The sequence below is a fragment of the Prochlorococcus sp. RS04 genome (assembly GCF_001989455.1).
Lineage (GTDB): Bacteria > Cyanobacteriota > Cyanobacteriia > PCC-6307 > Cyanobiaceae > Prochlorococcus_A.
In genome coordinates this window covers 137,675-160,906 of record NZ_CP018346.1, presented here as the reverse complement: position 1 = coordinate 160,906, position 23,232 = coordinate 137,675, and the positions used below count along the sequence as shown (strand labels likewise).

32 protein-coding genes are annotated in these 23,232 nt (G+C 29.6%); 12 read left to right on the top strand and 20 right to left on the bottom strand.

Features of this window, described 5'->3' with window-relative positions; all coding sequences use genetic code 11:
* Positions 1–4: 4 nt before the first annotated feature.
* Both arsJ and BS621_RS00915 read right to left on the bottom strand, forming a co-directional pair.
* Positions 5–1,264 (bottom strand): organoarsenical effux MFS transporter ArsJ, encoded by a 1,260-nt coding sequence (gene arsJ / locus BS621_RS00920; protein ID WP_077141489.1) that lies wholly within the window; start codon positions 1,262–1,264, stop codon positions 5–7.
* Positions 1,265–1,275: 11 nt separating this feature from the next.
* Positions 1,276–2,298 (bottom strand): ArsJ-associated glyceraldehyde-3-phosphate dehydrogenase, encoded by a 1,023-nt coding sequence (locus BS621_RS00915; protein ID WP_077141488.1) that lies wholly within the window; start codon positions 2,296–2,298, stop codon positions 1,276–1,278.
* Positions 2,299–2,463: 165 nt separating this feature from the next.
* On the opposite strand from BS621_RS00915, the gene BS621_RS00910 reads away from it, so the two are divergent.
* Positions 2,464–2,736 carry an ArsR/SmtB family transcription factor gene (locus BS621_RS00910; protein WP_025890998.1) on the top strand — a complete coding sequence of 91 codons (273 nt, stop codon included), beginning with the start codon at positions 2,464–2,466 and terminating at the stop codon, positions 2,734–2,736.
* A gap of 18 nt (positions 2,737–2,754) precedes the next feature.
* Here BS621_RS00910 and BS621_RS00905 read toward each other — a convergent pair whose 3' ends face one another.
* The gene (locus BS621_RS00905; RefSeq protein ID WP_077141487.1) at positions 2,755–2,961 is read right to left on the bottom strand and encodes a hypothetical protein; all 207 of its coding nucleotides are present in this window, start codon (positions 2,959–2,961) and stop codon (positions 2,755–2,757) included.
* 177 nt (positions 2,962–3,138) lie between these two features.
* Between BS621_RS00905 and pstC the strand changes: the two genes are divergently transcribed.
* The 4 genes from pstC (at position 3,139) to BS621_RS09335 (ending at position 6,336) form a co-directional block, all read left to right on the top strand.
* A complete protein-coding gene (gene pstC, locus BS621_RS00900; protein WP_011376282.1) occupies positions 3,139–4,086 on the top strand; it encodes a phosphate ABC transporter permease subunit PstC in 948 nt (315 codons plus the stop codon).
* Positions 4,087–4,092: 6 nt separating this feature from the next.
* The gene (pstA, locus tag BS621_RS00895) at positions 4,093–4,986 is read left to right on the top strand and encodes a phosphate ABC transporter permease PstA (protein ID WP_077141486.1); all 894 of its coding nucleotides are present in this window, start codon (positions 4,093–4,095) and stop codon (positions 4,984–4,986) included.
* Positions 4,987–5,796: a phosphate ABC transporter ATP-binding protein PstB gene (pstB, locus tag BS621_RS00890; protein WP_077141485.1), complete on the top strand. Its 810-nt coding sequence runs from the start codon at positions 4,987–4,989 to the stop codon at positions 5,794–5,796.
* Positions 5,797–6,189: 393 nt separating this feature from the next.
* A complete protein-coding gene (locus BS621_RS09335; protein ID WP_002808068.1) occupies positions 6,190–6,336 on the top strand; it encodes a hypothetical protein in 147 nt (48 codons plus the stop codon).
* Positions 6,337–6,518: 182 nt separating this feature from the next.
* Here the strand turns inward: BS621_RS09335 and BS621_RS00885 are convergent, their stop codons facing one another.
* The 9 genes from BS621_RS00885 to BS621_RS00845 all read right to left on the bottom strand — a co-directional run bounded on the left by BS621_RS00885 (position 6,519) and on the right by BS621_RS00845 (position 15,519).
* A complete protein-coding gene (locus tag BS621_RS00885) occupies positions 6,519–6,821 on the bottom strand; it encodes a hypothetical protein (protein ID WP_077141484.1) in 303 nt (100 codons plus the stop codon).
* Between the two features lie 203 nt (positions 6,822–7,024).
* Positions 7,025–7,675: a ligase-associated DNA damage response endonuclease PdeM gene (gene pdeM, locus BS621_RS00880; RefSeq protein ID WP_077141483.1), complete on the bottom strand. Its 651-nt coding sequence runs from the start codon at positions 7,673–7,675 to the stop codon at positions 7,025–7,027.
* Positions 7,676–10,162, bottom strand: a complete 2,487-nt coding sequence (locus BS621_RS00875; protein ID WP_077141482.1) for a ligase-associated DNA damage response DEXH box helicase — start codon at positions 10,160–10,162, stop codon at positions 7,676–7,678.
* Complete coding sequence (locus BS621_RS00870) at positions 10,159–11,799, bottom strand: ATP-dependent DNA ligase (protein WP_077141481.1); 1,641 nt, start codon at positions 11,797–11,799, stop codon at positions 10,159–10,161. The genes BS621_RS00875 and BS621_RS00870 overlap by 4 nt, the downstream gene beginning before the upstream one ends.
* 2 nt (positions 11,800–11,801) lie before the next feature.
* A complete protein-coding gene (locus tag BS621_RS00865; protein ID WP_077141480.1) occupies positions 11,802–12,788 on the bottom strand; it encodes a ligase-associated DNA damage response exonuclease in 987 nt (328 codons plus the stop codon).
* Between the two features lie 35 nt (positions 12,789–12,823).
* Positions 12,824–13,237: a competence protein ComC gene (locus BS621_RS00860; RefSeq protein ID WP_077141479.1), complete on the bottom strand. Its 414-nt coding sequence runs from the start codon at positions 13,235–13,237 to the stop codon at positions 12,824–12,826.
* Between the two features lie 84 nt (positions 13,238–13,321).
* Positions 13,322–13,603 (bottom strand): translation initiation factor IF-2 N-terminal domain-containing protein, encoded by a 282-nt coding sequence (locus BS621_RS00855; protein ID WP_025894354.1) that lies wholly within the window; start codon positions 13,601–13,603, stop codon positions 13,322–13,324.
* Positions 13,604–13,699: 96 nt separating this feature from the next.
* Positions 13,700–15,019 (bottom strand): DUF2130 domain-containing protein, encoded by a 1,320-nt coding sequence (locus tag BS621_RS00850; RefSeq protein WP_077141478.1) that lies wholly within the window; start codon positions 15,017–15,019, stop codon positions 13,700–13,702.
* A 131-nt stretch (positions 15,020–15,150) separates the two neighbouring features.
* Positions 15,151–15,519: a hypothetical protein gene (locus tag BS621_RS00845; RefSeq protein WP_025931740.1), complete on the bottom strand. Its 369-nt coding sequence runs from the start codon at positions 15,517–15,519 to the stop codon at positions 15,151–15,153.
* 229 nt (positions 15,520–15,748) lie between these two features.
* On the opposite strand from BS621_RS00845, the gene BS621_RS00840 reads away from it, so the two are divergent.
* Entirely contained in the window at positions 15,749–15,952 is a 204-nt protein-coding gene (locus tag BS621_RS00840; RefSeq protein WP_077141477.1) for a hypothetical protein, read from the top strand.
* A 26-nt stretch (positions 15,953–15,978) separates the two neighbouring features.
* Here BS621_RS00840 and BS621_RS09330 read toward each other — a convergent pair whose 3' ends face one another.
* Entirely contained in the window at positions 15,979–16,152 is a 174-nt protein-coding gene (locus BS621_RS09330; protein WP_011818237.1) for a hypothetical protein, read from the bottom strand.
* A 136-nt stretch (positions 16,153–16,288) separates the two neighbouring features.
* Between BS621_RS09330 and BS621_RS00835 the strand changes: the two genes are divergently transcribed.
* Entirely contained in the window at positions 16,289–16,495 is a 207-nt protein-coding gene (locus BS621_RS00835) for a hypothetical protein (protein WP_077141476.1), read from the top strand.
* A 14-nt stretch (positions 16,496–16,509) separates the two neighbouring features.
* On the opposite strand, the gene BS621_RS00830 is transcribed toward BS621_RS00835, so the two are convergent.
* Entirely contained in the window at positions 16,510–16,704 is a 195-nt protein-coding gene (locus tag BS621_RS00830) for a hypothetical protein (RefSeq protein WP_011818239.1), read from the bottom strand.
* A gap of 143 nt (positions 16,705–16,847) precedes the next feature.
* Between BS621_RS00830 and BS621_RS00825 the strand changes: the two genes are divergently transcribed.
* Positions 16,848–17,030 carry a hypothetical protein gene (locus BS621_RS00825; protein ID WP_077141475.1) on the top strand — a complete coding sequence of 61 codons (183 nt, stop codon included), beginning with the start codon at positions 16,848–16,850 and terminating at the stop codon, positions 17,028–17,030.
* A 314-nt stretch (positions 17,031–17,344) separates the two neighbouring features.
* Here BS621_RS00825 and BS621_RS00820 read toward each other — a convergent pair whose 3' ends face one another.
* The 3 genes from BS621_RS00820 to BS621_RS00815 form a co-directional block, all read right to left on the bottom strand.
* A complete protein-coding gene (locus BS621_RS00820; RefSeq protein ID WP_077141474.1) occupies positions 17,345–17,695 on the bottom strand; it encodes an alpha-2-macroglobulin in 351 nt (116 codons plus the stop codon).
* A 41-nt stretch (positions 17,696–17,736) separates the two neighbouring features.
* Complete coding sequence (locus tag BS621_RS09325) at positions 17,737–17,913, bottom strand: hypothetical protein (RefSeq protein WP_198025614.1); 177 nt, start codon at positions 17,911–17,913, stop codon at positions 17,737–17,739.
* 79 nt (positions 17,914–17,992) lie between these two features.
* A complete protein-coding gene (locus BS621_RS00815) occupies positions 17,993–18,430 on the bottom strand; it encodes a hypothetical protein (RefSeq protein ID WP_077142627.1) in 438 nt (145 codons plus the stop codon).
* 128 nt (positions 18,431–18,558) lie between these two features.
* On the opposite strand from BS621_RS00815, the gene BS621_RS00810 reads away from it, so the two are divergent.
* Positions 18,559–18,828, top strand: coding sequence for a hypothetical protein (locus BS621_RS00810; RefSeq protein WP_077141473.1), 270 nt, complete (start codon positions 18,559–18,561; stop codon positions 18,826–18,828).
* Positions 18,829–19,088: 260 nt separating this feature from the next.
* Here BS621_RS00810 and BS621_RS00800 read toward each other — a convergent pair whose 3' ends face one another.
* Positions 19,089–19,367 carry a DUF2103 domain-containing protein gene (locus tag BS621_RS00800; RefSeq protein ID WP_025922313.1) on the bottom strand — a complete coding sequence of 93 codons (279 nt, stop codon included), beginning with the start codon at positions 19,365–19,367 and terminating at the stop codon, positions 19,089–19,091.
* 115 nt (positions 19,368–19,482) lie between these two features.
* Here BS621_RS00800 and petN point away from each other — a divergent pair, with 115 nt between their 5' ends.
* On the top strand, positions 19,483–19,584 hold the full coding sequence (gene petN, locus BS621_RS00795; protein ID WP_011376303.1) for a cytochrome b6-f complex subunit PetN: 102 nt from the start codon (positions 19,483–19,485) through the stop codon (positions 19,582–19,584).
* A 140-nt stretch (positions 19,585–19,724) separates the two neighbouring features.
* On the opposite strand, the gene psb29 is transcribed toward petN, so the two are convergent.
* Entirely contained in the window at positions 19,725–20,381 is a 657-nt protein-coding gene (gene psb29, locus BS621_RS00790; protein WP_077141471.1) for a photosystem II biogenesis protein Psp29, read from the bottom strand.
* A gap of 32 nt (positions 20,382–20,413) precedes the next feature.
* Here psb29 and clpP point away from each other — a divergent pair, with 32 nt between their 5' ends.
* Complete coding sequence (gene clpP, locus BS621_RS00785; protein ID WP_269466542.1) at positions 20,414–21,004, top strand: ATP-dependent Clp endopeptidase proteolytic subunit ClpP; 591 nt, start codon at positions 20,414–20,416, stop codon at positions 21,002–21,004.
* On the opposite strand, the gene ftsH is transcribed toward clpP, so the two are convergent.
* Entirely contained in the window at positions 21,001–22,914 is a 1,914-nt protein-coding gene (gene ftsH / locus BS621_RS00780) for an ATP-dependent zinc metalloprotease FtsH (RefSeq protein ID WP_077141470.1), read from the bottom strand. The genes clpP and ftsH overlap by 4 nt on opposite strands.
* Positions 22,915–23,021: 107 nt before the next feature.
* Between ftsH and BS621_RS00775 the strand changes: the two genes are divergently transcribed.
* Positions 23,022–23,231, top strand: a complete 210-nt coding sequence (locus BS621_RS00775; protein WP_077141469.1) for an NAD(P)H dehydrogenase assembly family protein — start codon at positions 23,022–23,024, stop codon at positions 23,229–23,231.
* The last annotated feature ends 1 nt before the right edge of the window (position 23,232 follow it).

Sequence of the window (23,232 nt, the reverse complement as noted above, 5' to 3'; positions counted from 1 at the left end):
GTCTTTATGGAGCTGATAAGCTTTGTTTGATTGTTGGTAATTTAAGACTCGAAATCCAAGATAAGAATATTAGAAGTGATGAAAAATAAAGACAATATTGAAGACCAATACTCGGATTTCTCCCAATCATAAATAGTAAGCCAGATAGTAATGTTCCAACTAGTCTTCCAGCAGCATTTGCCATGTAATAGAAGCCAACATTTAAACTGACTTTTTCATTATCAGAGTAGGCCAAAATCATATAAGAATGTGTAGAGGAATTCATTGCAAAAACAAATCCAAAAATAGTAAGGCCTAAAATTATTGCTATTGATGGGGAACTTTCTCTCCATAATGCGACTCCTATCAAAGATGGTATGACCATTAATACGGCACTCCAAAATTGGATAGCTTTACGATCTGGACTTTCTTTCTGGCCCCATATCTTTCTAATTGCTGGAGCAGAAGCCTGAACAATTCCATAACCTATTACCCAGGCCCCAAGAAATAAGCCTATTTCCATGTAGTCCCAACCAAAGGCCATATCTAGGAATACTGGAAGAGCTACAACAAACCAAACATCTCTTGCTCCAAAAAGAAAGAATCTTGCTGCAGAAAGAATATTTATTGCATTTGATTTTGAAAAAAGATCATTAAAAGCTGGTTTGGTTTTCATCTTGCCAATTTCTCCAGGTAAAATTAATGTCAATAAAAAGGCTAAGCAGAGTCCAAAACCCATAATTCCTACAGCATTATTGAATCCAAATAACTTATATAAAAGTCCACCTAAGAAAAAACCAACTCCCTTAAGAGCATTTTTAGATCCAGTTAAAATAGCAACCCATTTAAAAAGTTGTTTTTGGCCAGTATCATTGCCATTATTTGTCTCTGGAACAACTGTCTTAACAGCGCTTTTAGCACTCATTTTGTTTAAATCTTTTGCTATCCCACTGACTGCTTGAGCAACCATAACGTATACGACACTAAATATTACTGGCCAATCCTCCTTAACTGGAATAAGCATGAAAAGAGCAATGATTTGCAGGATCGTCCCAATCCATAAAGTAAGCCTTAAACCATATCTTGCTCCTATCCAACCACCATATAAATTAGTAATTATTCCAAAAAACTCATAAAAAAGGAAAAGTAAAGCAATTTGTAGAGTTGTGTAACCTAGCTCATGAAAGTGACCAACAACTAATAATCTTAATGCGCCGTCAGTAAGCGTGAATGCCCAATAGTTTGCTGTTACAACACTATATTGTTGAATATTAGATAACTTCATAAAGACATAAATTAAATCTCTTTTTTGATTACATATTCAGTAAGATCTGCAAGTCTGCAGCTGTAACCCCACTCGTTGTCATACCAAGCGTATATCTTTAATAAATTTGAATTAACAACCATAGTTGATAAACTATCAACTATTGAACTTCTAGAGTCATTTACATAATCTGCAGAAACTAAAGGTCTTTCTTCGTAGCCAAGAATTCCTTTTAAATAAGTTTCTGAAGCTAACTTAAGTGCCAAATTTACTTGTTCAGTTGACACTTCATTATTTAATTCAAAAACTGCATCAGTTAAAGAACCATTAAGTAGAGGAACTCTTACTGCATGCCCATTTAATTTTCCTTTTAATTCTGGGAAGATCTCAGCGATAGCTTTAGCAGATCCAGTAGTAGTAGGTATTAAACTTTGCATACATCCTCTTGCTCTCCTCAAATCACTTTTATAAAAATCTACAGGAACTTGAGTGTTGGTAACATCGTGAATAGTTGTAATAGCGCCGTGCTTAATTGAAAAATTTTCATTGATTACCTTTACTATCGGAGCTAAACAATTTGTAGTGCAAGATGCTGCAGTTACTAATTTATGTTTAGAAGGGTCATAAAGACTTTGATTTATACCGTAAACAATATTAAGTGATTCCTCTCCAGCTACAATACCCTTTACTGGACAAGCTACTATTACTCTTTTCATCCCAAGAGAATCAAAATATGGATTAAGTTTGTCTGGCTTTTTATTCTTTCCTGTACATTCCAAAATAATATCTACAGAAGATTTTTCCCAAGGAACATCAAGATAATTTTTAAAAGATGTGTAGGCTAATTTCTTTTCCCCAATTATTATTTCTTCTTCTTTGACCTCTATATTTTTCCCCCATCTACCATGGACCGAATCGAATTCGAGTAAATGCGCAGCGGCATTCGAATCTCCTGCTATCTCATTAATGTGAGTTATTTCTATATCAGCTCTATCCCATAATGCTCTGAAAACTAATCTGCCAATTCTTCCAAAACCATTAATTCCAATTTTCATAATTTTGAAATTTTCTATATTTATTATACATCAAAATATTTTGATGTATCAATTTGTTTTGATTAATAAAATCTTTTTTATTTAAGCTATATTAAAGAAAATTTTATTTCCTCATAAGTGTTAAAAGAGATTAGCAAAGTAAAAAAAGAAAATATATCTAAGTTGATGGTTTCATTTTCTGATCCTTTTAGGCTAGAAATAATTGACCTAATGATGGATGGAGAAGTTTGTGTATGCGATATTATGAAATTAACTAAGTTATCTCAATCAAGAATTTCATACCACATAAAAATTTTAAAGGAGGCTGGTCTTATCTCAGACAGACAAGAAGGTAGATGGGTGTATTACAGCCTAAATAAAGAATCTCTCTTTTTGATCAAGGAATGGATAACTTCTTTGACAGATTATTCCTCAAATAGAAAACGTTGTTGCGAATAAATTATATTTTAGATTTTATTAATTAACTTCTGATTCCCTGTCATAAGTCATTCCTGATTGTTCCATCCACTCAGCTTTAGTTTTGCAGTTTTGTTTGTGGTTAAAGATGTGAAAACCTTCAATAATAATCATTATGGATATAAGTAAAACAGGAATAAAATATACAGGGGAAGATACTACTTCTTTATGTTTGATTTGAGCTATGAATTCCTTGTATTTAAACATCTCCTTATTTTTTATTTAGTAAATAATATTCACCTATGGTTAAGTAAAGTTAAAGAAAAAATTTTTGAAGAAATTAAGCTGAGGATGTTTACTTTTCATGACTTTCTTATACCTTTAACCCCTCTTAAAGTCTTTTACAACATTTAGTAGTAGATTTATAGAGATATTCTTTTTTTAATGGAAGAGAAATTAACTCTTTTCAAGAATCGTAAAAGATTCGGTATCGAAAAAAATATAGATATTATCTTCAAGAATACTGCCCTAGTCTTGTCTAGTTTCGTAGCAATAATACTTTTAGGAATTATTTTAGTAGTCTTTTTTCAGTCATTTGAATCCTTTTCAAGGTATGGCTTGAAGTTTCTCGTAACCTCTGAATGGAATCCAGTAAAAGATGAATACGGAGCTTTTACTGCAATATATGGCACATTGGTAACTTCATTTCTTTCGTTATTAATAACTATCCCTTTGGGCGTTGGAACTGCAATATTTATTACCGAGGATTTTGTACCGAAAGTTGTCAGAGAAATAATAGGTTCATTTGTTGAATTATTAGCAGCTATTCCATCAGTTGTATTGGGACTTTGGGCAATATTTGTAATGGAACCTTTTTTTAGAGCCTTTTTTGTCTTTTTACATAATTTCTTTGGTTGGATACCTTTATTCAGTACAGAACCTACAGGCAGGAATTCCTTGTTAGCAATATTGATTTTAGTAGTTATGCTTTTGCCTATAGTGACATCCATTGCAAGAGATTCACTTAATCAGGTTCCTAAAAAGTTAAGAAATGCAGCATATGGAATTGGAGCAAGCAGATGGAAAACAATATTTTCAGTGATTTTGCCGGCAGCATTATCAGGAATTATGGCAGGTGTTCTATTGGCTTTAGGTAGGGCAATGGGTGAAACCATGGCTGTAACAATGATTATTGGTAATTCCAATGCATTTAGTTGGTCTCTATTATCTCCGGGATATACCATTTCCTCCATGCTCGCAAACCAGTTCGGTGAAGCTGATGGAAGTCAGGTTTCATCACTGTTTTATGCGGCTTTTGTACTTATGATCCTTTCTTTGGTAGTAAATATCTTTGCGCAGTGGCTAGTTAAGAAATTTAGTCTCAAATATTAGATAATTATGAATTCACTCTATTACCAGAAAAGATTATCAAGAAATATAGGAAATAAATTCTTTACTTCTTTATCAGTAATTTGTGCATTGATCGCAATACTTCCTTTGATTTTTCTAGTGACTTATATTCTCATCAAAGGTGGATCTCAAATCACACCCGAACTATTTACTTTAGAACCAAATCCCCCTGGAGATGATTTAGATGCAGGTGGTATTAATCCTGCATTGATCGGAACATTAATAATAACTACTATTGCTTCAATTATTGCGATACCAGTAGGTGTTGGTGGTGGAATATATCTAGCTGAATACTCTAAAGGTGGAGCTTTTTCAAGATTTATTAGATTTGGAGTTAATGTTCTGGCGGGAGTCCCCTCAATAATTGCCGGTGTATTTATTTATGCCTTAATTGTTTCTACAAAGATCTTGTTTGGGAGTATGTACAGCGGTTTAGCTGGAGGGATGGCGCTTTCAATATTGATGTTGCCTACTGTGATTAAGACCACTGATGAAGGTTTAAAGTTAGTTCCTAACGAATTAAGATATGCGTCTCTTGGTGTTGGAGCAAGTATGTATACAACCATATTGAAAGTTACTTTGCCCTCTGCCTTTAGGTCTATTGCTACTGGCGTTGTACTTGGTATCGCAAGAGCTGCAGGTGAAACAGCACCTTTGATATTTACGGCTTTATTTTCTTACTACTACATAACAGGCTTTGGGGACTTGTTTTATGAGATGGGTTCCTTGGCTGTATTGATATATAACTTTGCCCTTGAACCTTATGATGCTCAAAATAAATTAGCCTGGGCAGCTTCCTTTATTCTTGTTTTGTCGATACTATCAGTAAATATATTTTCAAGGATATTGGCCGCTTTTACAGAGAAAACTAAGAGAGTATAAATGATTAGAACTAATAAAAAAATACCAAAAAATATCATTTTGTCTCTTGAGAATGTTTCTATTAGCTATGGATCTTTCGAAGCAGTAAGAAATGTTTTTTGTAACTTTAAAAAAGGAAATATAACTTCCCTTATTGGCCCCTCGGGTTGTGGCAAATCAACTGTTCTTAGATCATTAAATAGGATGAACGATTTAATTCCTAATTGCTCACTGAAGGGTACTGTCCTTTTTGATGGAACTAATATTTACGATAAAAGAGTAGATCCAGTAGAAGTAAGAAGAAGAATCGGAATGGTTTTTCAACAGCCTAATCCTTTTCCTAAATCTATCTACGAAAATATCGCATTTGGAGCAAGAATTAATGGCTTTACGGGAGATATGGATAAATTAGTAGAAAGTTCACTAAAAAAGGCTGCTTTATGGGATGAATGTAAGGATAAATTAAATGATAGTGGTTACTCTCTCTCTGGTGGACAACAACAAAGATTATGTATTGCTCGAACCATCGCAATTGAGCCTGAAATAATTCTAATGGATGAGCCATGTTCAGCATTAGATCCAATCTCTACTTTAAAAATTGAGGAGACGATGCATGAACTTAAGAAGAATTACACAATAATAATCGTTACTCATAATATGCAACAGGCATTAAGAGTTAGCGATATGACTGCATTTTTTAATGCTATTGAATATGAAGATGGTGATGGAGGAAAGGTTGGTTATCTTGCAGAATTTAATTCCACAAAGAAAATTTTTAATTCTCCAAAAGAAAAAACCACTCAGGAATACATATCAGGTAAATTTGGTTGATGTTAAATTTTTACTTTTAAAAGAAAAATTTTTACCTTTAAGAAAGGCAAGGGGTAGACAAACAGTATAAATACCTATATAGTTATTTCGAATTAGTAAGTTTATCGTTGAAAAACTACCCTTTTCTACCTTTTTTGATTTTTGCAGGGGCTCTCATAACAACTGCAACAATAGGATTACCTGTATTTACTTCATAATTTAAGAGTATTTCTATTTCAGGTAATCTTATGGTTTCAATAATAAATAAAGAATTAATTGGAAGTCCTCATAAAACCTTAATAAAGGGAAATTTATTTGACTTTATAAAAAAAAGAGAGAATATGAATCTGTGTGGGAGTGAAAAATCTGTATTAAAACCATTTTTAAAAGTGGTTAATTTCTAATTTATTTATCATGGATAAAACTAAAGAACAGTTAGAAAAATTAAGAGAAGTAGCAGAAGCATCTCTTACAAAAACGGATGAACTTCAAAAAGTTCTTGCTCAAATTGAAGCTTTAATGTCTAGAGAAGAATCACAAACATTATCAAAGAAGAAATAATTATTTAAAAAATAATTTAAGGTTTTGTACTTTTAATTACACCTATACAATTTCATTGTAGTTATTAATTGGGTAGCAGAACCCGTTCCAAAGTTTTCTGTTAGGTCTCGAGGTCTTACCTTCTTTAAGTAAAAGACCTCTTTAATTTGTTTGTTTTTATTATATTTTTATAACCTGCTTATTTAGTTGATTACTTTATAAATTTCTTTCAGGCAGACATTTACATCAAAAGATTCAGTATTTACAACCTCTAATCCTGTTTTTTCTGTAACTTCAACAGTTGCATTACATTCGTCTTGTCTAAGAGCCATATAACTTGGCTTTATATCTTCAATATCTAATTCAACACTTGATTCAGTATCTTCCTTATATTGTTCCATTACTAATGTAAGTGCCTCTATCTCAACCGAAAAATTATCATTTGCTTTTGCTCCAAATGAAATTAGAAGAAATGGAAATAAAATCAAGGCTATTAATTTTTTCATTTCTATAAAATGTGTTTATTTTTTTTATAACGTGGATTGTCTGCTAAGGAAAGGGTCATTAGCTGTAAAAATTTTTTTTCTATTTCTACTAGTAGAGAATGATTTATAGCAATAAAATAATTGATTAAAAAAATAATCGAGACTTTTAAGTATAAATTGGCATATCTAAATGAAAAATTTAAGTCACTTCAATAGGATTTTTCTTAAGATTTTATTTCGATAATTTCTTCCTCAGAAACTATTGCCCATTTTTTAAATGACTTTTTGCAGGGATATCCTCCAGTTAAGTCTCCAAATGCAGGTAAAAATAAAGTATTTTTAGTCTTATCCATTGCAAAGCACCTAAAAGATAATTTATCTCCATTGTTTTTTAAATAGATTTTTGGATGATAATGTCCACAAATATTCAATGTTTTATTATTTTCTAAATTAACTGGTTCATGGCTAAAAGTAATATTTTTAGTTTTTCTAATATCAACAATTTTTATATTTTTAATATCACAACCTACATCATGATTTCCGAGGACGAGTTCAACGTTAGTTTTTAGTAGTTCTGGAAGATCCTCAACATTTTTTTGAAGAGTTTTATCTATTGAATATTTGCTGTGGAATAAATCTCCCAATATTATTAACTTTTCAGGACTATATTTTTTTACTATTTTTTTTATTCTTAAGAAATTGTTTTTATCTGAATTATTAGTAAGAGGTATACCATTCTGCTGAAAATACTCAGCTTTCCCAAGATGAATATCGCATATTAACAATTCTTTTGTTTCCGGTAGAAATAATGCTCTTGAAGGAAGCATCTCTAACAATGTATCTTCCCAACTAAATTTAAAAGAACTTTTATTCATTTAATCACTATATTTTTTTATAAGTTTTTCTACTCTTTTTTCTATTGGTTCATTGCTTAAAGTATTTTTAAGTCTTTCAACTAATAAAGGGAATGCAAAAGGAGTTGGAGTTTTTATCTCGTTTAGTAGCATTTTTAAATTTTTTAATCTTTCTAATGATCTAGATATTCTTTTATTTTCTAATTGATATTCTTTAACTTCTTGATGCGATTGTTTTATCAAAAGATGGTCTTCTTCATATTTAGTAAAGACATCGTAGAAAAGACTTGAACTTATTTGAAGTTGGGAAGAGGTTTTTGTTTTGGTTGGATTATTTTGATTTACTAATCCACTTATTTGGGCAATATTTTTAAATCTACGTTTTGTTAATTCTGAAAAATTAATTGCATTTTCTAGATCTTCTTCTAATTTTTTGTTATTCAAAAAGTAATCAGCTTCTTTTTTTATTATAGAAAAATCATAATCTTCTGCAGTAGTTAAGCTAAATCCAAAATCATTAGCAGTAATACTAAATGTAGATTGTTTTAATTTTGCCAATCTCAAAGCCCATAAAAATGCAATTCCTTCATTTACAAATTTGCCATCAAGTGTAAAAACAAAAAGATTTGATAAATCCTTGGTTTTATATATTTCTATAAGGAATTCATCTTTCTTTGGAATATTTGAAAGAACTTTTTGTTTCTTCAATATTGGGCGTAATGAATTGAGTTCAGGATTTAAGTAATCAAAATTTTCTAGTTCATTGCATATATCTATTTCTTTTCTCAAACTCTCACAAAGTAGATCAGAAATTGCCATTTGACCTCCAACCCATGCAGGAATAAGAGAACTTTTTTTTGTTGATTTTTTAACGTATAAAATCATATCTCTGATTCTTATAAATTGAAGCATTTTACCAGCAAAGTAAAAGGTATCTCCAGGATTTAATTTTGAGGCAAAATTCTCTTCTAAATTTCCCAAGGATTTCCCTTTCATATATTTAACATTCACAAATTTGTCACTAGTAATTGTCCCAATATTGAACTTATGCATTCTTATTAAAGATTTGTCTTTTACAAAATATTTAAAGTTTTCATTATTATTTTGTGATTCTTCTTTAACTATCTTTTTATATTTTGGGTATGCTTTAAGACATTTTCCTCCATACTCTAAAAAGTCAAGACACCAATTCCAATCATGATCATTTAAGTTTCTAAAACTCCAACAACTTTTAATTCTTTCTTTCTCAATTCTTGGATCAAAGCCATTTCCGCATGCCAAACTCATTAGATGTTGAAGAAGCACATCATAAGATAATTCAGGAAGTCTAATTTCCTCAGATATGCCACTTTTTATTATTCTTCTCATTGCACTGATCTCAAATAACTCTAAAGAATTAGTAGGCATAAAAATTATTTTTGATTTTCCACCAGGTCTATGAGCACTTCTTCCCGCTCTTTGGATCAGTCTAGCTAAATTCTTTGCACTACCAATTTGAACTATTTGATCTACAGGTTGGAAGTCAACTCCCAAATCTAATGAGCTGGTGCAGACTACCCATTTTATTAATCCGTCTTTAACCCCTTCTTCAACTCTTTTTCTATCTTCTTTATCCAGGGAACCGTGATGAAGTGCAATTTTGTCTTCCATCTCTGGGAGAAAAAATTTTAAACATTGATACCATCTTTCAGATTGATTTCTCGTATTGGTGAATAATAAGGTGCTTTTTTTTTTATCTAGGATTTTTAATAGTGAAGAATGACTTCTAATCCCAAGATGCCCACTCCATGGAAAGGTAGTTTCCTCCTCTGGTAAAACACTTATAATTTCGATCTCTTTTTGAATATTTGTACTTATAATTTTGGGTTTAATAGCGCTCATCCCAACTATTGCTCTTGCTGCTTCTTCAATATTTCCAATAGTTGCAGACATTGCCCAAATTTGTAAATTTTTTATATTACCTCTTAGCCAACTTAAAGATAACTCGCACTGGTTTCCTCTTTTACTACCCATCAATTCATGCCATTCGTCAATAATTATTGATGACAACTCCTTGAACAGATTATTAGATTCTTTATTAGAAAGTAAAAGAGATAAAGACTCTGGAGTGGTAATAAGAATATTAGGTGGTTTAGCTAGTTGCTTTTTCTTTTCATATGGTGTTGTATCGCCGTTCCTAATTTCAACAGTGATTTCTTTATTAAAATGCAAAGCTGCTAATTGTATGGAATTTTTTAGATCTCTACTTAGTGCTTTTAAAGGGGTTATTAATAATATATTCACACTTTTATTATTTTTGGGATCTTCTATCTTTGATAGAGGGCCCATTAATGCAGCATAAGTTTTGCCGCATCCAGTAGGAACTTGTATTATTCCACTCTCTCCATTTAAAAATGCTTCCCAAGATTCGATCTGATAGGGTATTGGCTCCCATCCATTTGTGGAGAAAAACTGTTTAATTTTAGAAATTAAATTATTTTGCTTATTATTTTTCGTAATATTTTTCATGATATTTTTTTCATCAGTTCATAAGCATTCTCTAGACTATCTGCATCATTAACTTTTTTATCTTTTCTCCATTTTGTTATTCTTGGAAATCGTACTGCTATTCCTGACTTATGACGTTTAGAAAATTGTATTTTCTCAAAAGATATTTCGAATACCATTTCAGGTTTTAACGATCGCACAGGACCAAATTTTTCTATTGTATTTTTTCTTATCCATTTATCTAGCTCTTTAATCTCAATATTCGTTAAACCAGAATATGCACTTGCAAATTTAATTAATTCTTGGTCTTTCCATAATGCAAAACTGTAATCTGTATACAGACCAGCTCTTTTACCGCTACCGCCCTTAGCGTAAATTAGAACAGCATCCAGTTGCATAGGATCAACTTTATATTTCCACCAAATACCTTTCTTTCTACCAGATGCGTATATAGAAGTCTTTTTTTTAATTATTAATCCTTCAGTATTATTTTCTCGAGATTTTTCTTTATAAGTTAAAGCATCAGGCCAATCTTTAGGAAAGATTAAATCACATATTTTGAAAATATCAGAGATATTATTCTCAGTTTTAATTTGCCATTTTGAAAAATATTTTTCTAACTCAATTCTTCTATTTTCTAATTTAATTTCTCTTATATCTCGCCCATTAATCTCTAGAAGATCATAAGCAATAAAAATAATTGGATATTTTATTTGGATTGATCTAGTAGGAGACTTTCTATTTATTCTTTTTTGAAGTAACGAAAAATCAAAGGCAATTTGTTCTTTAAAATTCCAAACTAATAATTCACCATCAAGAACAAAATCATCTTTTATATGTGACATTTTCTCTACTAATTCTGGGAAAGATTCATTTACTAATTCTTGCCCTCTTGTCCATAACGAAACATTGCCTGATCTTTTAATTAATTGCATCCTTATACCGTCGTATTTCCATTCAAATTGAAAATCATTTATTGAATTTTTGAAGATTTTATCTTCAATAGTATTTGCTAGAAGAAATGGAAATGGTTTGGAATTTAACTCTTGAAGATTGATATTCTTGTTAATTAAGAATTCATATGAATCAATTGAAGGTTTAAAATCACCCATCAACCTATGAGAAATAATCTCTTCATCAATATTAATTAGTTTTGATATTGATTTTGTTATTAATCCGATAGAGACTCCTACTCTAAAAGTTCCTGTAAGAATTTTATTAAAAATTAGATGGTTATCTTCAGGTAATGTTTCCCAAAGATTTTTAATTTCTAAATTTTTCTCCTCCTCATTAAGTTTTGATAATGCAGGTATTGTTTCGCTTAGTAATTGATTGAGACTTATATTTGATAATTTCTTTTTTCTAGAAATTGTTTTATTTTTAAGTAATAACGTTATTACCTCTGCAGAATCACCAACTTTTAAATAACATGTATCAATTAGCCATTGAGGATATTCATATATTTGAGAAAAAAGGTTTTTTAAATATCTTCCACTAATAAATCTCTTATTACTTTTTCCAGTTAGTAAATATATTGCCCATGAATTATCTATTGGATCATTAGATAAAAAATAATTTTTTAAAACTTCAATTTTATTATTTTTACTATTAATTGAATCTAGATCTCCAAATAGTTCTGAAAACTTTTTTAAGCTCATATTTATTTACCGAATAAAAGGACATTTATTGATTCCTTTTCAACTAAATATTTACTTAAGGCTTCACTATCTCCATGATGAAAAAATACATTTTTTGCTTCAGATTTTTTTACTACTTCCAGAATTCCATCCCAATCCGCATGATCAGAGATTGCGAATCCTTTATCATAACCTGATCTTTTTCTTAGAGCTCTTATTGACATCCATCCACTTGCGAAAGCTGTTTGAATGTTTTTGAAATTTTTTAAATAAGAACCCTTACTTAAAGATGGCGGTAATAATATTAGACTTCCTTTAAGTTCATCTATCTTTTTTTTATTTTCAATTTTTATAGTATCTTTAATATCAATTCCAAGTTCCCTATAACTATTGTTCATTTTGTGAATACTGCCATGGGAATAAATATTGCCTTTAAAATTTGTTTGACTAATTTCGTTTAACAATCTCTGAGCTTTTCCAAGTGAATAGCAGAAAAGTAAAGAGGTTTTTTCTGGTGAATTAGTTATCCATTTTGAAATATCGTTTGCTATTTTATTTGATTCATCCCACTTAAATATTGGCAAACCAAAAGTACATTCGCTTATTAAATAATCAGTTTTTACTATTTCATATGGTTTGCAAGTCTGATCTTTTTGAAGCTTAAAGTCTCCTGAAATCAGCCATTTTTCTTCAGCAAAAATAAACCTTATTTGACTAGATCCAAGGATGTGCCCGGATGGATGAAAAGAAATATTAATGCCATTTATCTTAAATTCTTCTCCATATTCAAAAGTCTTAATTTTGATATTATCTCCAACTCTTTCTTTAAGAAGAAACGCAGTTTCCTTAGTAGAAATGTATTCTTCACAGCCAAATGTAAAGTGATCAAAATGAGCATGAGTTATTAATGCCTTTTTTACTGGCTTGCTTGGATCAATCCAAATATCAGCAAGTTCACAATAAAGATTTCCATCTTCATATCTAATTAAATATTCTTGTTTAGTTCTCAAAACTACATCTCTTACAATGAAGTTAATTTAGCTAATTATGCCCATGCTTGTTTTGATAAAGCTATGGCTGAAATTGTTAGTAAAGCAATAACTACAAATTTATTACTCCAATTAATCATGAATGAACTAATTTTGTTAAAAGAAATTCTATTAGATGACACAATCTTGTTTTTATTCATAATGTGATGATTTTCATTATTTTCTAAGTAATTTAAATTTTTAATCTCATTTATTAATTTAGATTCGCAAGTTGAGAGTTTTTCTACTTGATTTAATAATTCAATATCTTCTGGTCTTAATAAAAAATTTAATTCTTTAATTTGACTTTCGTTTTTCATAAGAAATTCATTAACTATCTCATCTGTCCCTAACCCCTTCTTGATATTTAAAAGAATATCATCTCTCTCCCATGATTTTTCTAGAGAATTTAAAATTTTACTTATGCTCATTTTAAGTATTTTTACTTATGATAAATTATTATTATTTTCTTCTGTGGCTTATTCCTTTAAGTAATTAAAAAAAATTATTTTTATTTAAGATTTACGAATAAGTCTGTTAGCAAAATATTTTATCTTTACCTTTTCTACAATTTTTTTAGAACTACTTTTACTTTTAACCTTATTTAAATTGATCACTTCATCTGACACATTTTTTCCCGTTTCAAAATAACTTTTAATTTTTTCTAATTCTTCTTTATTTAATCTTTTTGTTGCACCTTTTGCATTGATTCCAAGTTTCTTGCAGGCTAATAATATTCTATTACTTTCGACATTAAGATCTTTGGCAATACTGAAAATGGGAGTGTTGATAGACATTATTTTCTTTACTATGAAATTTATTATTTATAGTATATTTATAAGTTAAAAATTAAATATATTTTTAATTATTATTAATTTTAAAAACTTTTTTAATTAGGCTACTTCATCTTCAAAATTATTTAAATCATTAAACTTCTTCTTCATGGTTGGATTATTTCTAGTTAATTTCTTTACTGTCAGATCTTGAGATTTGCTGTCAGCAGATAAAAGATGTTTTTTTGAGAGAACTAAAGCCTCTTTAGTTTTTTGTAAATGGATTATTGATTTATCAATTTCCGAAATTGCATCATTAAATCTATCCCGGGCAAGTGAAACATTTTTACCAACTGCATTTTTGAATTGCTCTAAAGTACTTTCAAAATTAGTTATGTCAAAATTCTCACGTTTCATTAAATCAATTTGTGATTTGTATTTTAATGTTTCCATAGATGCATTTCTTAGCAGAGAAATAATGGGCAAGAAAAATTGAGGTCTTATGACATACATTTTTGGGAATCTATGAGAAACATCTACTATGCCAGCATTATATAGTTCACTATCTGGTTCTAGAAGAGATACGAGAACTGCATATTCACAAGATTTTTGTTTTCTATCTTTATCTAATTCTTTTAAAAAATCTTCGTTTTTTCTTTTATTAGTTCCATTTAAACTTTCATTCTTCATTTCAAACATTATAGATACGACTTCGGTTTTATTTTCATCAAACTCTCTAAATATATAGTCACCTTTACTTCCTGAAGTGGCATCATTATCCTTTTCGAAATATGAGTTTTTAAATGCAGAGGCACGATTCAGATTAAATTGAGTTTCGCAATGAATTTCTAATGTTTCTCCTATCATCTTTGTAGATAATCTAGATTTCATTTCTCTTAACTCCTGAATAGTAAGGTCCCTTTCACTAATTTTGCTTTTAAACTTTTCTTCAATTAATTTTTCATTAATTGAATGTTCAAGCTTCATCTTTTCAATGGAATTTGTTAAAGATGAGTTTTCTTTTTCTAAATTAGTAACAGCTTCACTAACTTTGTTTTTTAAAGATAATTCTGAAATTAAAGACTGGTTTTTAATTTCGTCTTTCAACTTGATTAATTCATTATTCAATGAATTAATTTTATTTGTTGCTTGATTTTTTAAATCATTAAGGGCATTTGTTTTCTTTTCTTCAGCTATTTTTAATTTAGATTCAAGATTTTGGATCTCAGACTCTTTAATCCGATTCTGCTCTATTAACTGTATTTTTAACTCACGTTTTAAAATTTCCAAAGCTTTTTTATTACCTTCTTCAGCCAAGATAAGTCTTTCTTTTATTTGTTTATTAAATTCTTCGTCTTTTATCTGAAGAAGTATTTCTTCAAAGCTGCTGGGATCAATTCGGAAAGTTTTGCCGCATGAAGGACATTTAATATCTTTCATTTTTTAATTTCAAAATTAATATTAGAAAGGATTTAATATTCGAATTATGTAAAAAGAATATTATTCTTGACTAAGAATAAACAATGAACCAATATTATGCATTAAAAAATTAAGTGATTAATTAATAAAAGTTATATTAATCCTGATTCCTTAAGAATGTTTATTTTATTTGCTAATTCTATATCTGCAGAAGATATTGAGCGGTCTAAAGTTTTGTGAGATGAAACTGTGTAACCACTGTCATCAACAAATTCGTCTTCCCCATCTTTTAAGTGGGCATTTTCATTTTGGAGATCTTTAAAATTATCCGACTTGAATATATTTGACTTGCTGATATTACTATATCCAAAATTCGCAATTCCTCTCGCATCTAATGCTTCCTCAACTAATATTCCAACTACTTTAGATCTACTTATAGATTCACTCTTGGATATTTCATCAATAATTTCAAGTACTCTTTTTCTAGGAAGATACCCTATCCTTTTAACTTTATTTTCCATAAGTCTTTACATATGTCAATATTGTAACACTTCTGTCAAATCAACTCAGATTTTGATTAATAGCACTTATGTATAAATTTAAAATTTAGGATTAAAGTATAATATCAAAGAACACTCATTCAAAGTTATTTCTCAAATACTTATGGGGATAGTTTTAAATGCTTCTTCTAATTACTTTTTCAGTTCGGTTTTGATTTTTGAAATTTTCTAAATTTAAATTCCAAATATTATGAAAAATAAACTATACGATAATGCTGATAGCTTTGCAATGTCATTTGATGAAGAATGGGAAAATGTTGATTGTGATGATATCCGATTAAAGATAGATAAGGTATTAGAACTTTTATCAGATCATCCTTTTTTGATATCTAATACTGAAAATGCTCGAAAAATGGCAGAATTTAGGATATTTTCATTAAAAAAATTTCAATAATTTTTTTAAAATTAATTTCTTAAGATTTAAATAGTTGGTGAATTAAAAAATCCCTTACTGTATAAAAATATTATTATGCCAATAATTGGACCTATCCCAAAAACAAAAAGTACTAATTTCGCAGAATTTTTTGTTTGACCTAATTTTTGATCTTTTAAATTTGAATTAGTTTGTTTTTTTTTAGATTTTTTCTTTTTCATGAAGGATATATTACTACAAATCGACTTTAAAAGATTTTGATATGTTATTGGGTTTGAAAAAATTTTTCAAATTGACAAAACTTATATGGGAGTCAAAAAAGATCGTATTGTATAATGTTAAGAATATAAAGGAAATATGAGTGCAACTAAGAGAGAGGAAGTTTGTTCTCACCTTAGATATATAAGGTTAGAGCTTAGAGAGATGCATCAAATGCTCATCAAAGAAGATTTGTTGCCAGATCTTAATGAAGCAAAGGAAGTACTCGCTCAGCTTGATGCTTTATTGGATTTATTATCAGAAAAAAAAGTAACCAAGATAAAAGCAAATTTTGAGAGCTTTTAGTTAAATTGATTGTATTAAAGATAATTTGTAGCTGATTCTATTTTTTTTCTATTGTCATGCATCTGTTCCAATTTATTGTAAATTTCCTTAATTTGGATTTGTATGAGATCGGTTGAATGTATATTACTTAACGCATCTAATGTTGATAGAAGGCTTTCTTTGGCTTCAATTAAATGTCTACATTCTTTACTGCCTGCTTCGTAGGACATAAGATTATTATAGGGATTGTTATTATCCTAAATATATTAAAAATTCTTCCGTATTGCTTGATACTCTTATCAAATCAAGGCTTATTATTGTAATTTTCAATACAGAATAAGAACTTATTTTTACTAAGATTCAATAAAAACAAATGCAAGAAAAATCCAAAGACTATAAATTCTGTATTAACCTGGCACTAGATAATGCAAAAAAAAGAATTAATTTATTAGATAATTCTGACAAAAAGTGTGTTCTAGAAGAATATAAAGAATGGATTAATGATGGTTTAAATAAGCATACGGTTTTACTACTAAGAGATGATCCAATCATCTAGCAAAGATGTGAAAATATTTTTTTTAATTCTTTGTACTAGAAGTAACCCTAAATAAAAAATAAAGACTTACGATAAAAATTACTGACAGAATAAAAGTTAATGATGAAAAATTATCCATATCTATATTAATTACAAATTAATCTAACTATAGCAGTTAAGTTAAATAAGTCTTGGATTTAGCTCTCTTTGAAAAGTGAAAGAATAAATTTATTCAAACTTTCTTTTTCTAAAAATATTTTTTTCTTTTTATAAGTCTTTAATTTCTTCAAAATTAAATCAACTAAATGTTCTGATTTTGGAGTCATATATTAAATTTATTTTTCCAATAAATAAATTTTCTCTTCACCTATTTTATCTGGCTTTGTTATTTTACATCCTTTATCTTTTTCCATATTGCAATTTTTTGTGGCAGGAACAGACTTCCAGGTACAAATTTTTTCTTGAGATTCTTCTTTTAAAATATTCCAACCATCATCTAAGTATTCTGAAATACCATCCTCTCCACAAGAAAACTTTATTTCCATTCGTTTCTTTTCTGAATTAGGATTATCCTCAATATTTTTTTCTAAATTCTTTTTGGGATACTCTTTATTAGTGGATGTCCTACAAGAAATTAAGAAAATTGCGATTAGAATTAACATAGGAATTTGTTTTATAATTTTCATTTTTTTAACTTTTGATGATTCTAAATTATTTAAATTATAGTTTATTTTGATTCTATTAATTTTAATAGTTTATCCATTTTATCCATCAAGTCTTTTACATCACCTGGCTTAGGTAATATTAATTCTTCCGTAACTTGTAAATGCATTTTCTTTAAGTTTTGCCTCAAATCTTTTAAACGCATTTTTACGTTTTCTTTCTTTTGATTTATATCAGTCATAGAAAAAATTTTAACTTTATTAAACTTAAAGTTACTATCATAATATTGATATGCTTATTTATAGATAATAATTCAAAATTTAATTTTTTAAATTTTCTATTTCATAGATTTCTTCGCCACCATAACAAAAATTTGTAGATAACATTTTTATTTCTCTATTTTTAATTCCTATTGTATTTTTATTTTTAATAATATAATTTTTAGCAATCTCTTCACAATCTAATTTATTTTTGGCATGTTTAATAACTGGATAAAAATATGCCAATGTAGTAATTACAAACAAAAATATAATTATTATTTTTTTTTCATTAATGATAAATTCTTTAGATGTTTTTTTGGCTTTTAAAATTTTTATTAGTAATTTATCTGGTAATCCTATTTGAACAAATAATAACTCCACCCACCATGGAAGGTCCTTATCTTTCTTTTTCTTTAAGTTTGAGGAAGTATTCATTTTCTTGGCTTCATAGTTTTGGTTTTTCAGTTCTTTAGGATTAGTTGTTTCTTTTTTATTCATATCATCCAATGATTTATTTGGAATGTAGAGGTTTTATTTTGATTTGGAAACTATATCTTTATTTTATAAGTTTTAATTTAATTTATCTATGAATTTGAGTATTGTTAATTTGTATTTAGAAATTTTAAATGGCAAAAAAAAGAAGGAAGTTAAATAAAGATTTTGAGAAAAAAATATATTCATCAAAAAAAAATGTTGAATTAGTACTGGCAAAAATCTATGATATCGATGATGAAGACATACAAAAAGAATATATGAGCGCCTTTAACAAAGTGGTTTACTTATATGATGAATTAAAAGAAGATTACGAACGACAGGGATTTTCTGATAATTCTGAAGAACTTCTCACAAACTATAAAAATGCATTTAATCTTTTCGAATCAGAATTTGAAATTTAAATGCAATTTCTTATTACCGTTTGTAAGGGGTTACAGGTATTTCAATTAGCTTTCCTTTTTGGAGATCAGATCTTTTCTCTTGTAAATTTTTGATACATAAAGATACTCTTTTCTCCTTTGCGCAAAATCTTTTTATTTGGAAATCAGTAAGTGATAATGATTTATTACTAAATGAAAAAAAGGCCAATAAAAAAATAGAAAAATTTAATACCAATTTCATTTGTTCTCTCCTATCTATTTTCTAATACCCTTTAATTTAATTACTTTTTATTATAAAGATCTATGATTTCTTTTAATTCATCTTTACTTAACTCTGTTGAAATAAAAACTTCTTGAGCTGTATTGCCTTTTCTTGCGATTGCTTTATATCCGTTTATAGTTTTCACTGACAATCTAATTATCAATTTAGAAGATCTCCCCCTGGCTCTTGAAATAACAGCTGGAGTTATTGTCTTGATATTATTTTCCAGTGCTAATTTTTGAAGTATTGGAATTAGACCTTCTATATTTGTACTATGATTTAAAACTAACCTTCCCAATTTAACTTTATTATAATTCTATTGGGAAAATTTTGTTTCTGAGAAATTAACTTTATCTTTAAAATGATTAAAAATTTTGAAGTTCTGTTATATTTATAAAAACGATTAAATTCTAATGATCTTTCAAATAGGCTGGGCAGCATTGGCTGCTATTTTTACTTTTTCAATTGCCATGGTTGTTTGGGGAAGAAATGGGGACGGATCCATTGACATATGATTTCATTTTTAACTTATGAAGTCTTTTTAAGTAAATTTCTTATTTTAACATCGTTTGTTTTACTCATATTCATAACATTTGCTGTAATTTATATATCCTATGTCTCTTGGAAAGATAAAAAAAGATTAAAAAAATAGTTATTAATTTTTTTTGGTTTTTTTCTTGTCCTTAATTCTGAGCTCTTCAATTAATTCTTTTGCTTGTTCCATTTTTGATATGCTGCTTTTGTAGATTCCAATATCTTTTTCTGCTTTATTAGCAGATAAGCTTAACTTCTCAAAAATATCAGAAGTCATCTTATTTTTATCTGATTCATTTTTCTCTTTGAAATCTTGGGAGTTTGAAATTAATATATATATCCCTAAGTTCAAAATCCTTGAAGGATAAAGTTTAGAATTACTTTTTTCTACTAATAATTTTAAAATATCTTTAGAAGTTTTATCCTTGAATTCTTTTTGGGACTTTTTAGAGATTTCATTAATTTCCTTCGCCTCAAAATTTGTAGAAAAGCATAAAGATTCAAAAAGTAGATCCAAGTGTTTTTCAGGTTGATACCCTTTCATTAATTCTTTGAATGTTTCGGTGAGGCCGACACAAAAAAGATAATCTTGCGTAAATTCATTTTGATGGTTCAAAAGATTAAGTTCGACAAGCATTTCATCAACTATTCTTTTATATAAACCTGGAATGACGTAAGGAAATTTTTCATGAAATAACTTTTTGCTATCTGAAACAGTCAATTTTTCTTTCAATTTTTTATATGTAAACCTTAATAAGGTTAGCGTATGTTGACTCAATATCGTTAATATCTAATAAACAGATAAATATTATTATGATCCCTTTAGTTTTAGAAGAATCGGGCGGTAGTGAAAGAGTCTTTGATATTTATTCGAGACTATTAAGAGAGAGAATAATCTTTTTGGGAGAACAAGTTACTAGTGAAACTGCTAATAGAATTGTTGCTCAATTATTGTTCCTCGAGGCAGAGGATCCAGATAAGGACATTTATATGTATATAAATTCACCAGGCGGATCAGTATATGACGGATTGGGTATCTTTGACACAATGCAACATGTAAAGCCTGACATTCATACAGTTTGTGTTGGCTTAGCAGCTAGTATGGGTGCATTTTTGCTTGCGGCAGGTACTAAAGGTAAAAGAAGCAGCCTTAGACATTCAAGAATAATGATTCATCAACCACTTGGAGGTGCTAGAGGGCAAGCCAGTGATATAAGAATTCAGGCAGATGAAATTTTGTTCTTAAAAGAAAGATTAAATAGTGAATTATCAGAAAGAACTGGAAAGGATTATGACACTGTCAAAGAAGATACCGATAGAGATTTTTATATGTCCCCAAACGAAGCTGTTGAGTACGGTTTAATTGATTTGGTGTTAGATAAGAAACCAATAAAGGTTTAGCTTAATAATTGAGGTGTTCTCTCTTTCTCTGGAATTTTGGTGAATTTGGAGAGAATACTTACAAATTCATCACCATCTAGTGTTTCTTTTTCAATTAATAGGTCTACTATCTTATCCATAGCTTCTCTATTTTTGTTAACTATATCGTAGGTTTCTTTATAACATTCTTTGACCATTATTCTTACACTTTCATCTATTTGTTTAGAGATTGAATCAGAAACTTCACTTCTAGTCATTAAATCTCTACCAACAAATACTTCTTGGTTACCACTTTCTAAAGCTATCGGACCTAAATTACTCATTCCAAATCTAGTGACCATTTGGCGGGCCATTGAAGCAACTTGTTGGAAATCACCTCCAGCTCCTGTTGTAATCTCACCTTCTCCAAAAACTACATCTTCAGCAGCTCTTCCTCCTAAAGCACCCATTATTCTTGCTTTTAATTGCGCCCTGCTAACAAGGGTTTGTTCGTCATCCGGGGTAAACCAAGTTAATCCTTTAGCTTGACCTCTTGGAATGACTGTCACTTTTTGAACAGGATCATGGGCTTTGACAAGTGAACCTATTAGAGCATGGCCAACTTCATGGTAAGCAATTAATCTCTTGCTTCTACCATCTGTTAATGGAGAACCTTCCATTCCTGCGACAATTCTATCTACAGAGTCATCAATTTCTGAGATACTTATAGAGTCTTTTCTCCTCCTAGCAGTTAAAATAGCAGCCTCATTTAATAAATTTGCTAAATCTGCTCCAGTAAAACCTGGGGTTCTTCTCGCAATGCTTTCAAGCGTTAAATCCTCTTGAAGTTTCTTATTCCTTGCATGAACTTCCAATATTGATAGTCTACCCTTGATATCAGGCGCATCCACAGTTACCTGTCTATCGAATCTTCCTGGTCTCATTAGCGCTGAATCTAGAACATCGGGCCTGTTTGTGGCTGCAATAATTATTATGCCGCTATTACCTTCGAAACCATCCATTTCAGTAAGTAATTGATTGAGAGTTTGTTCTCTCTCATCATTACCTCCACCAATACCTGCACCTCTTTGCCTTCCGACTGCATCTATTTCATCAATAAAAATTAAACAAGGACTATTCTCTTTAGCTCTTTTGAAAAGGTCTCTAACCCTACTAGCGCCAACACCAACAAACATTTCGACAAATTCAGAACCTGATAATGAGAAGAATGGTACACCAGCTTCACCTGCAATTGCTTTAGCTAAAAGGGTTTTACCAGTACCAGGAGGTCCTACTAATAGAACCCCTTTGGGAATTCTTGCACCTACAGAAGTAAATTTTTCTGGTTTTTTTAGAAAAGTGACAACTTCTTGCAAATCTTGTTTAGCTTCATTAACCCCTGCAACATCATTGAATACAACTCCTGTTTCGGCCTCCATTGCAAATCTTGCTTTAGTTTTCCCAAACTGCATTGCTTGGCCTGGACCTCCAGGCATACCATTTGACCTCCTCGCTAACAAAATTAAACCTCCAATTAAGATTGCTGGGAAGAGTAAATTACCTAAAATTCCTAATGCAGGAGGAGCTGTTTTTATTGGATGAACATCAAAACTAATTCCCTCATTTTTCAAAATATTTATTAGTTCTGGTGTTAAGCCAGGAAGATCTACACGCAACCTTTGAACTTTATTATCTAAATCCGAGTCTATTGTCTCTATAACTGCATTTCTGCCTCCCTCAAAAATATCAACAGATGTAACCCTTCCCGAATTAATGTAATCTAAAAATCTGCCGTAACTTACTCTTGCAACCGCTGAATTTCTTGGTGCAACAGTAGTGCCATTAGATTTAAGCGAGTCAACGTTGCTTGAAGATAAAAATTGGTAGGAAAGTGCTATTACTAAAAGTATAGGTAAAGCCCATAAAATTAATGTTTTAAATTTTTGATTCATTAATTTGCAGAAAGTCAATTCTGTGATTCTAGAATGAATCAGTGCATTTCGTTGATATTTTCATTAACTTTATGCTTATACTACTCCATAATGTATCTAATTTATAAATGAAATTTGAGATCAACGATAAGGTTAAGTTGATTGCACCAGTCTCTTACTTGAAGACTTCAGATAATATGCCGATGTTAAGACCACCTGATCTAGTGGCAATTGATGAAATTGGGGAAATCCTTTCAATTAAATCTCCAAATACTGTTGAAGTAAAGTTTAGGAGAGGTTCGTTTTTAATAGATATTGATAAGATTGAGAAAAACTAAT

Bases quoted from the DNA above. Each gene is read 5' to 3' on its own strand.
- arsJ (WP_077141489.1), bottom strand. From the start codon at position 1,264: ATGAAGTTATCTAATATTCAACAATATAGTGTTGTAACAGCAAACTAT.
- BS621_RS00915 (WP_077141488.1), bottom strand. From the start codon at position 2,298: ATGAAAATTGGAATTAATGGTTTTGGAAGAATTGGCAGATTAGTTTTC.
- BS621_RS00910 (WP_025890998.1), top strand. From the start codon at position 2,464: ATGGTTTCATTTTCTGATCCTTTTAGGCTAGAAATAATTGACCTAATG.
- BS621_RS00905 (WP_077141487.1), bottom strand. From the start codon at position 2,961: ATGTTTAAATACAAGGAATTCATAGCTCAAATCAAACATAAAGAAGTA.
- pstC (WP_011376282.1), top strand. From the start codon at position 3,139: ATGGAAGAGAAATTAACTCTTTTCAAGAATCGTAAAAGATTCGGTATC.
- pstA (WP_077141486.1), top strand. From the start codon at position 4,093: ATGAATTCACTCTATTACCAGAAAAGATTATCAAGAAATATAGGAAAT.
- pstB (WP_077141485.1), top strand. From the start codon at position 4,987: ATGATTAGAACTAATAAAAAAATACCAAAAAATATCATTTTGTCTCTT.
- BS621_RS09335 (WP_002808068.1), top strand. From the start codon at position 6,190: ATGGATAAAACTAAAGAACAGTTAGAAAAATTAAGAGAAGTAGCAGAA.
- BS621_RS00885 (WP_077141484.1), bottom strand. From the start codon at position 6,821: ATGAAAAAATTAATAGCCTTGATTTTATTTCCATTTCTTCTAATTTCA.
- pdeM (WP_077141483.1), bottom strand. From the start codon at position 7,675: ATGAATAAAAGTTCTTTTAAATTTAGTTGGGAAGATACATTGTTAGAG.
- BS621_RS00875 (WP_077141482.1), bottom strand. From the start codon at position 10,162: ATGAAAAATATTACGAAAAATAATAAGCAAAATAATTTAATTTCTAAA.
- BS621_RS00870 (WP_077141481.1), bottom strand. From the start codon at position 11,799: ATGAGCTTAAAAAAGTTTTCAGAACTATTTGGAGATCTAGATTCAATT.
- BS621_RS00860 (WP_077141479.1), bottom strand. From the start codon at position 13,237: ATGAGCATAAGTAAAATTTTAAATTCTCTAGAAAAATCATGGGAGAGA.
- BS621_RS00855 (WP_025894354.1), bottom strand. From the start codon at position 13,603: ATGTCTATCAACACTCCCATTTTCAGTATTGCCAAAGATCTTAATGTC.
- BS621_RS00850 (WP_077141478.1), bottom strand. From the start codon at position 15,019: ATGAAAGATATTAAATGTCCTTCATGCGGCAAAACTTTCCGAATTGAT.
- BS621_RS00845 (WP_025931740.1), bottom strand. From the start codon at position 15,519: ATGGAAAATAAAGTTAAAAGGATAGGGTATCTTCCTAGAAAAAGAGTA.
- BS621_RS00840 (WP_077141477.1), top strand. From the start codon at position 15,749: ATGAAAAATAAACTATACGATAATGCTGATAGCTTTGCAATGTCATTT.
- BS621_RS09330 (WP_011818237.1), bottom strand. From the start codon at position 16,152: ATGAAAAAGAAAAAATCTAAAAAAAAACAAACTAATTCAAATTTAAAA.
- BS621_RS00835 (WP_077141476.1), top strand. From the start codon at position 16,289: ATGAGTGCAACTAAGAGAGAGGAAGTTTGTTCTCACCTTAGATATATA.
- BS621_RS00830 (WP_011818239.1), bottom strand. From the start codon at position 16,704: ATGTCCTACGAAGCAGGCAGTAAAGAATGTAGACATTTAATTGAAGCC.
- BS621_RS00825 (WP_077141475.1), top strand. From the start codon at position 16,848: ATGCAAGAAAAATCCAAAGACTATAAATTCTGTATTAACCTGGCACTA.
- BS621_RS00820 (WP_077141474.1), bottom strand. From the start codon at position 17,695: ATGAAAATTATAAAACAAATTCCTATGTTAATTCTAATCGCAATTTTC.
- BS621_RS09325 (WP_198025614.1), bottom strand. From the start codon at position 17,913: ATGACTGATATAAATCAAAAGAAAGAAAACGTAAAAATGCGTTTAAAA.
- BS621_RS00815 (WP_077142627.1), bottom strand. From the start codon at position 18,430: ATGAATAAAAAAGAAACAACTAATCCTAAAGAACTGAAAAACCAAAAC.
- BS621_RS00810 (WP_077141473.1), top strand. From the start codon at position 18,559: ATGGCAAAAAAAAGAAGGAAGTTAAATAAAGATTTTGAGAAAAAAATA.
- petN (WP_011376303.1), top strand. From the start codon at position 19,483: ATGATCTTTCAAATAGGCTGGGCAGCATTGGCTGCTATTTTTACTTTT.
- ftsH (WP_077141470.1), bottom strand. From the start codon at position 22,914: ATGAATCAAAAATTTAAAACATTAATTTTATGGGCTTTACCTATACTT.
- BS621_RS00775 (WP_077141469.1), top strand. From the start codon at position 23,022: ATGAAATTTGAGATCAACGATAAGGTTAAGTTGATTGCACCAGTCTCT.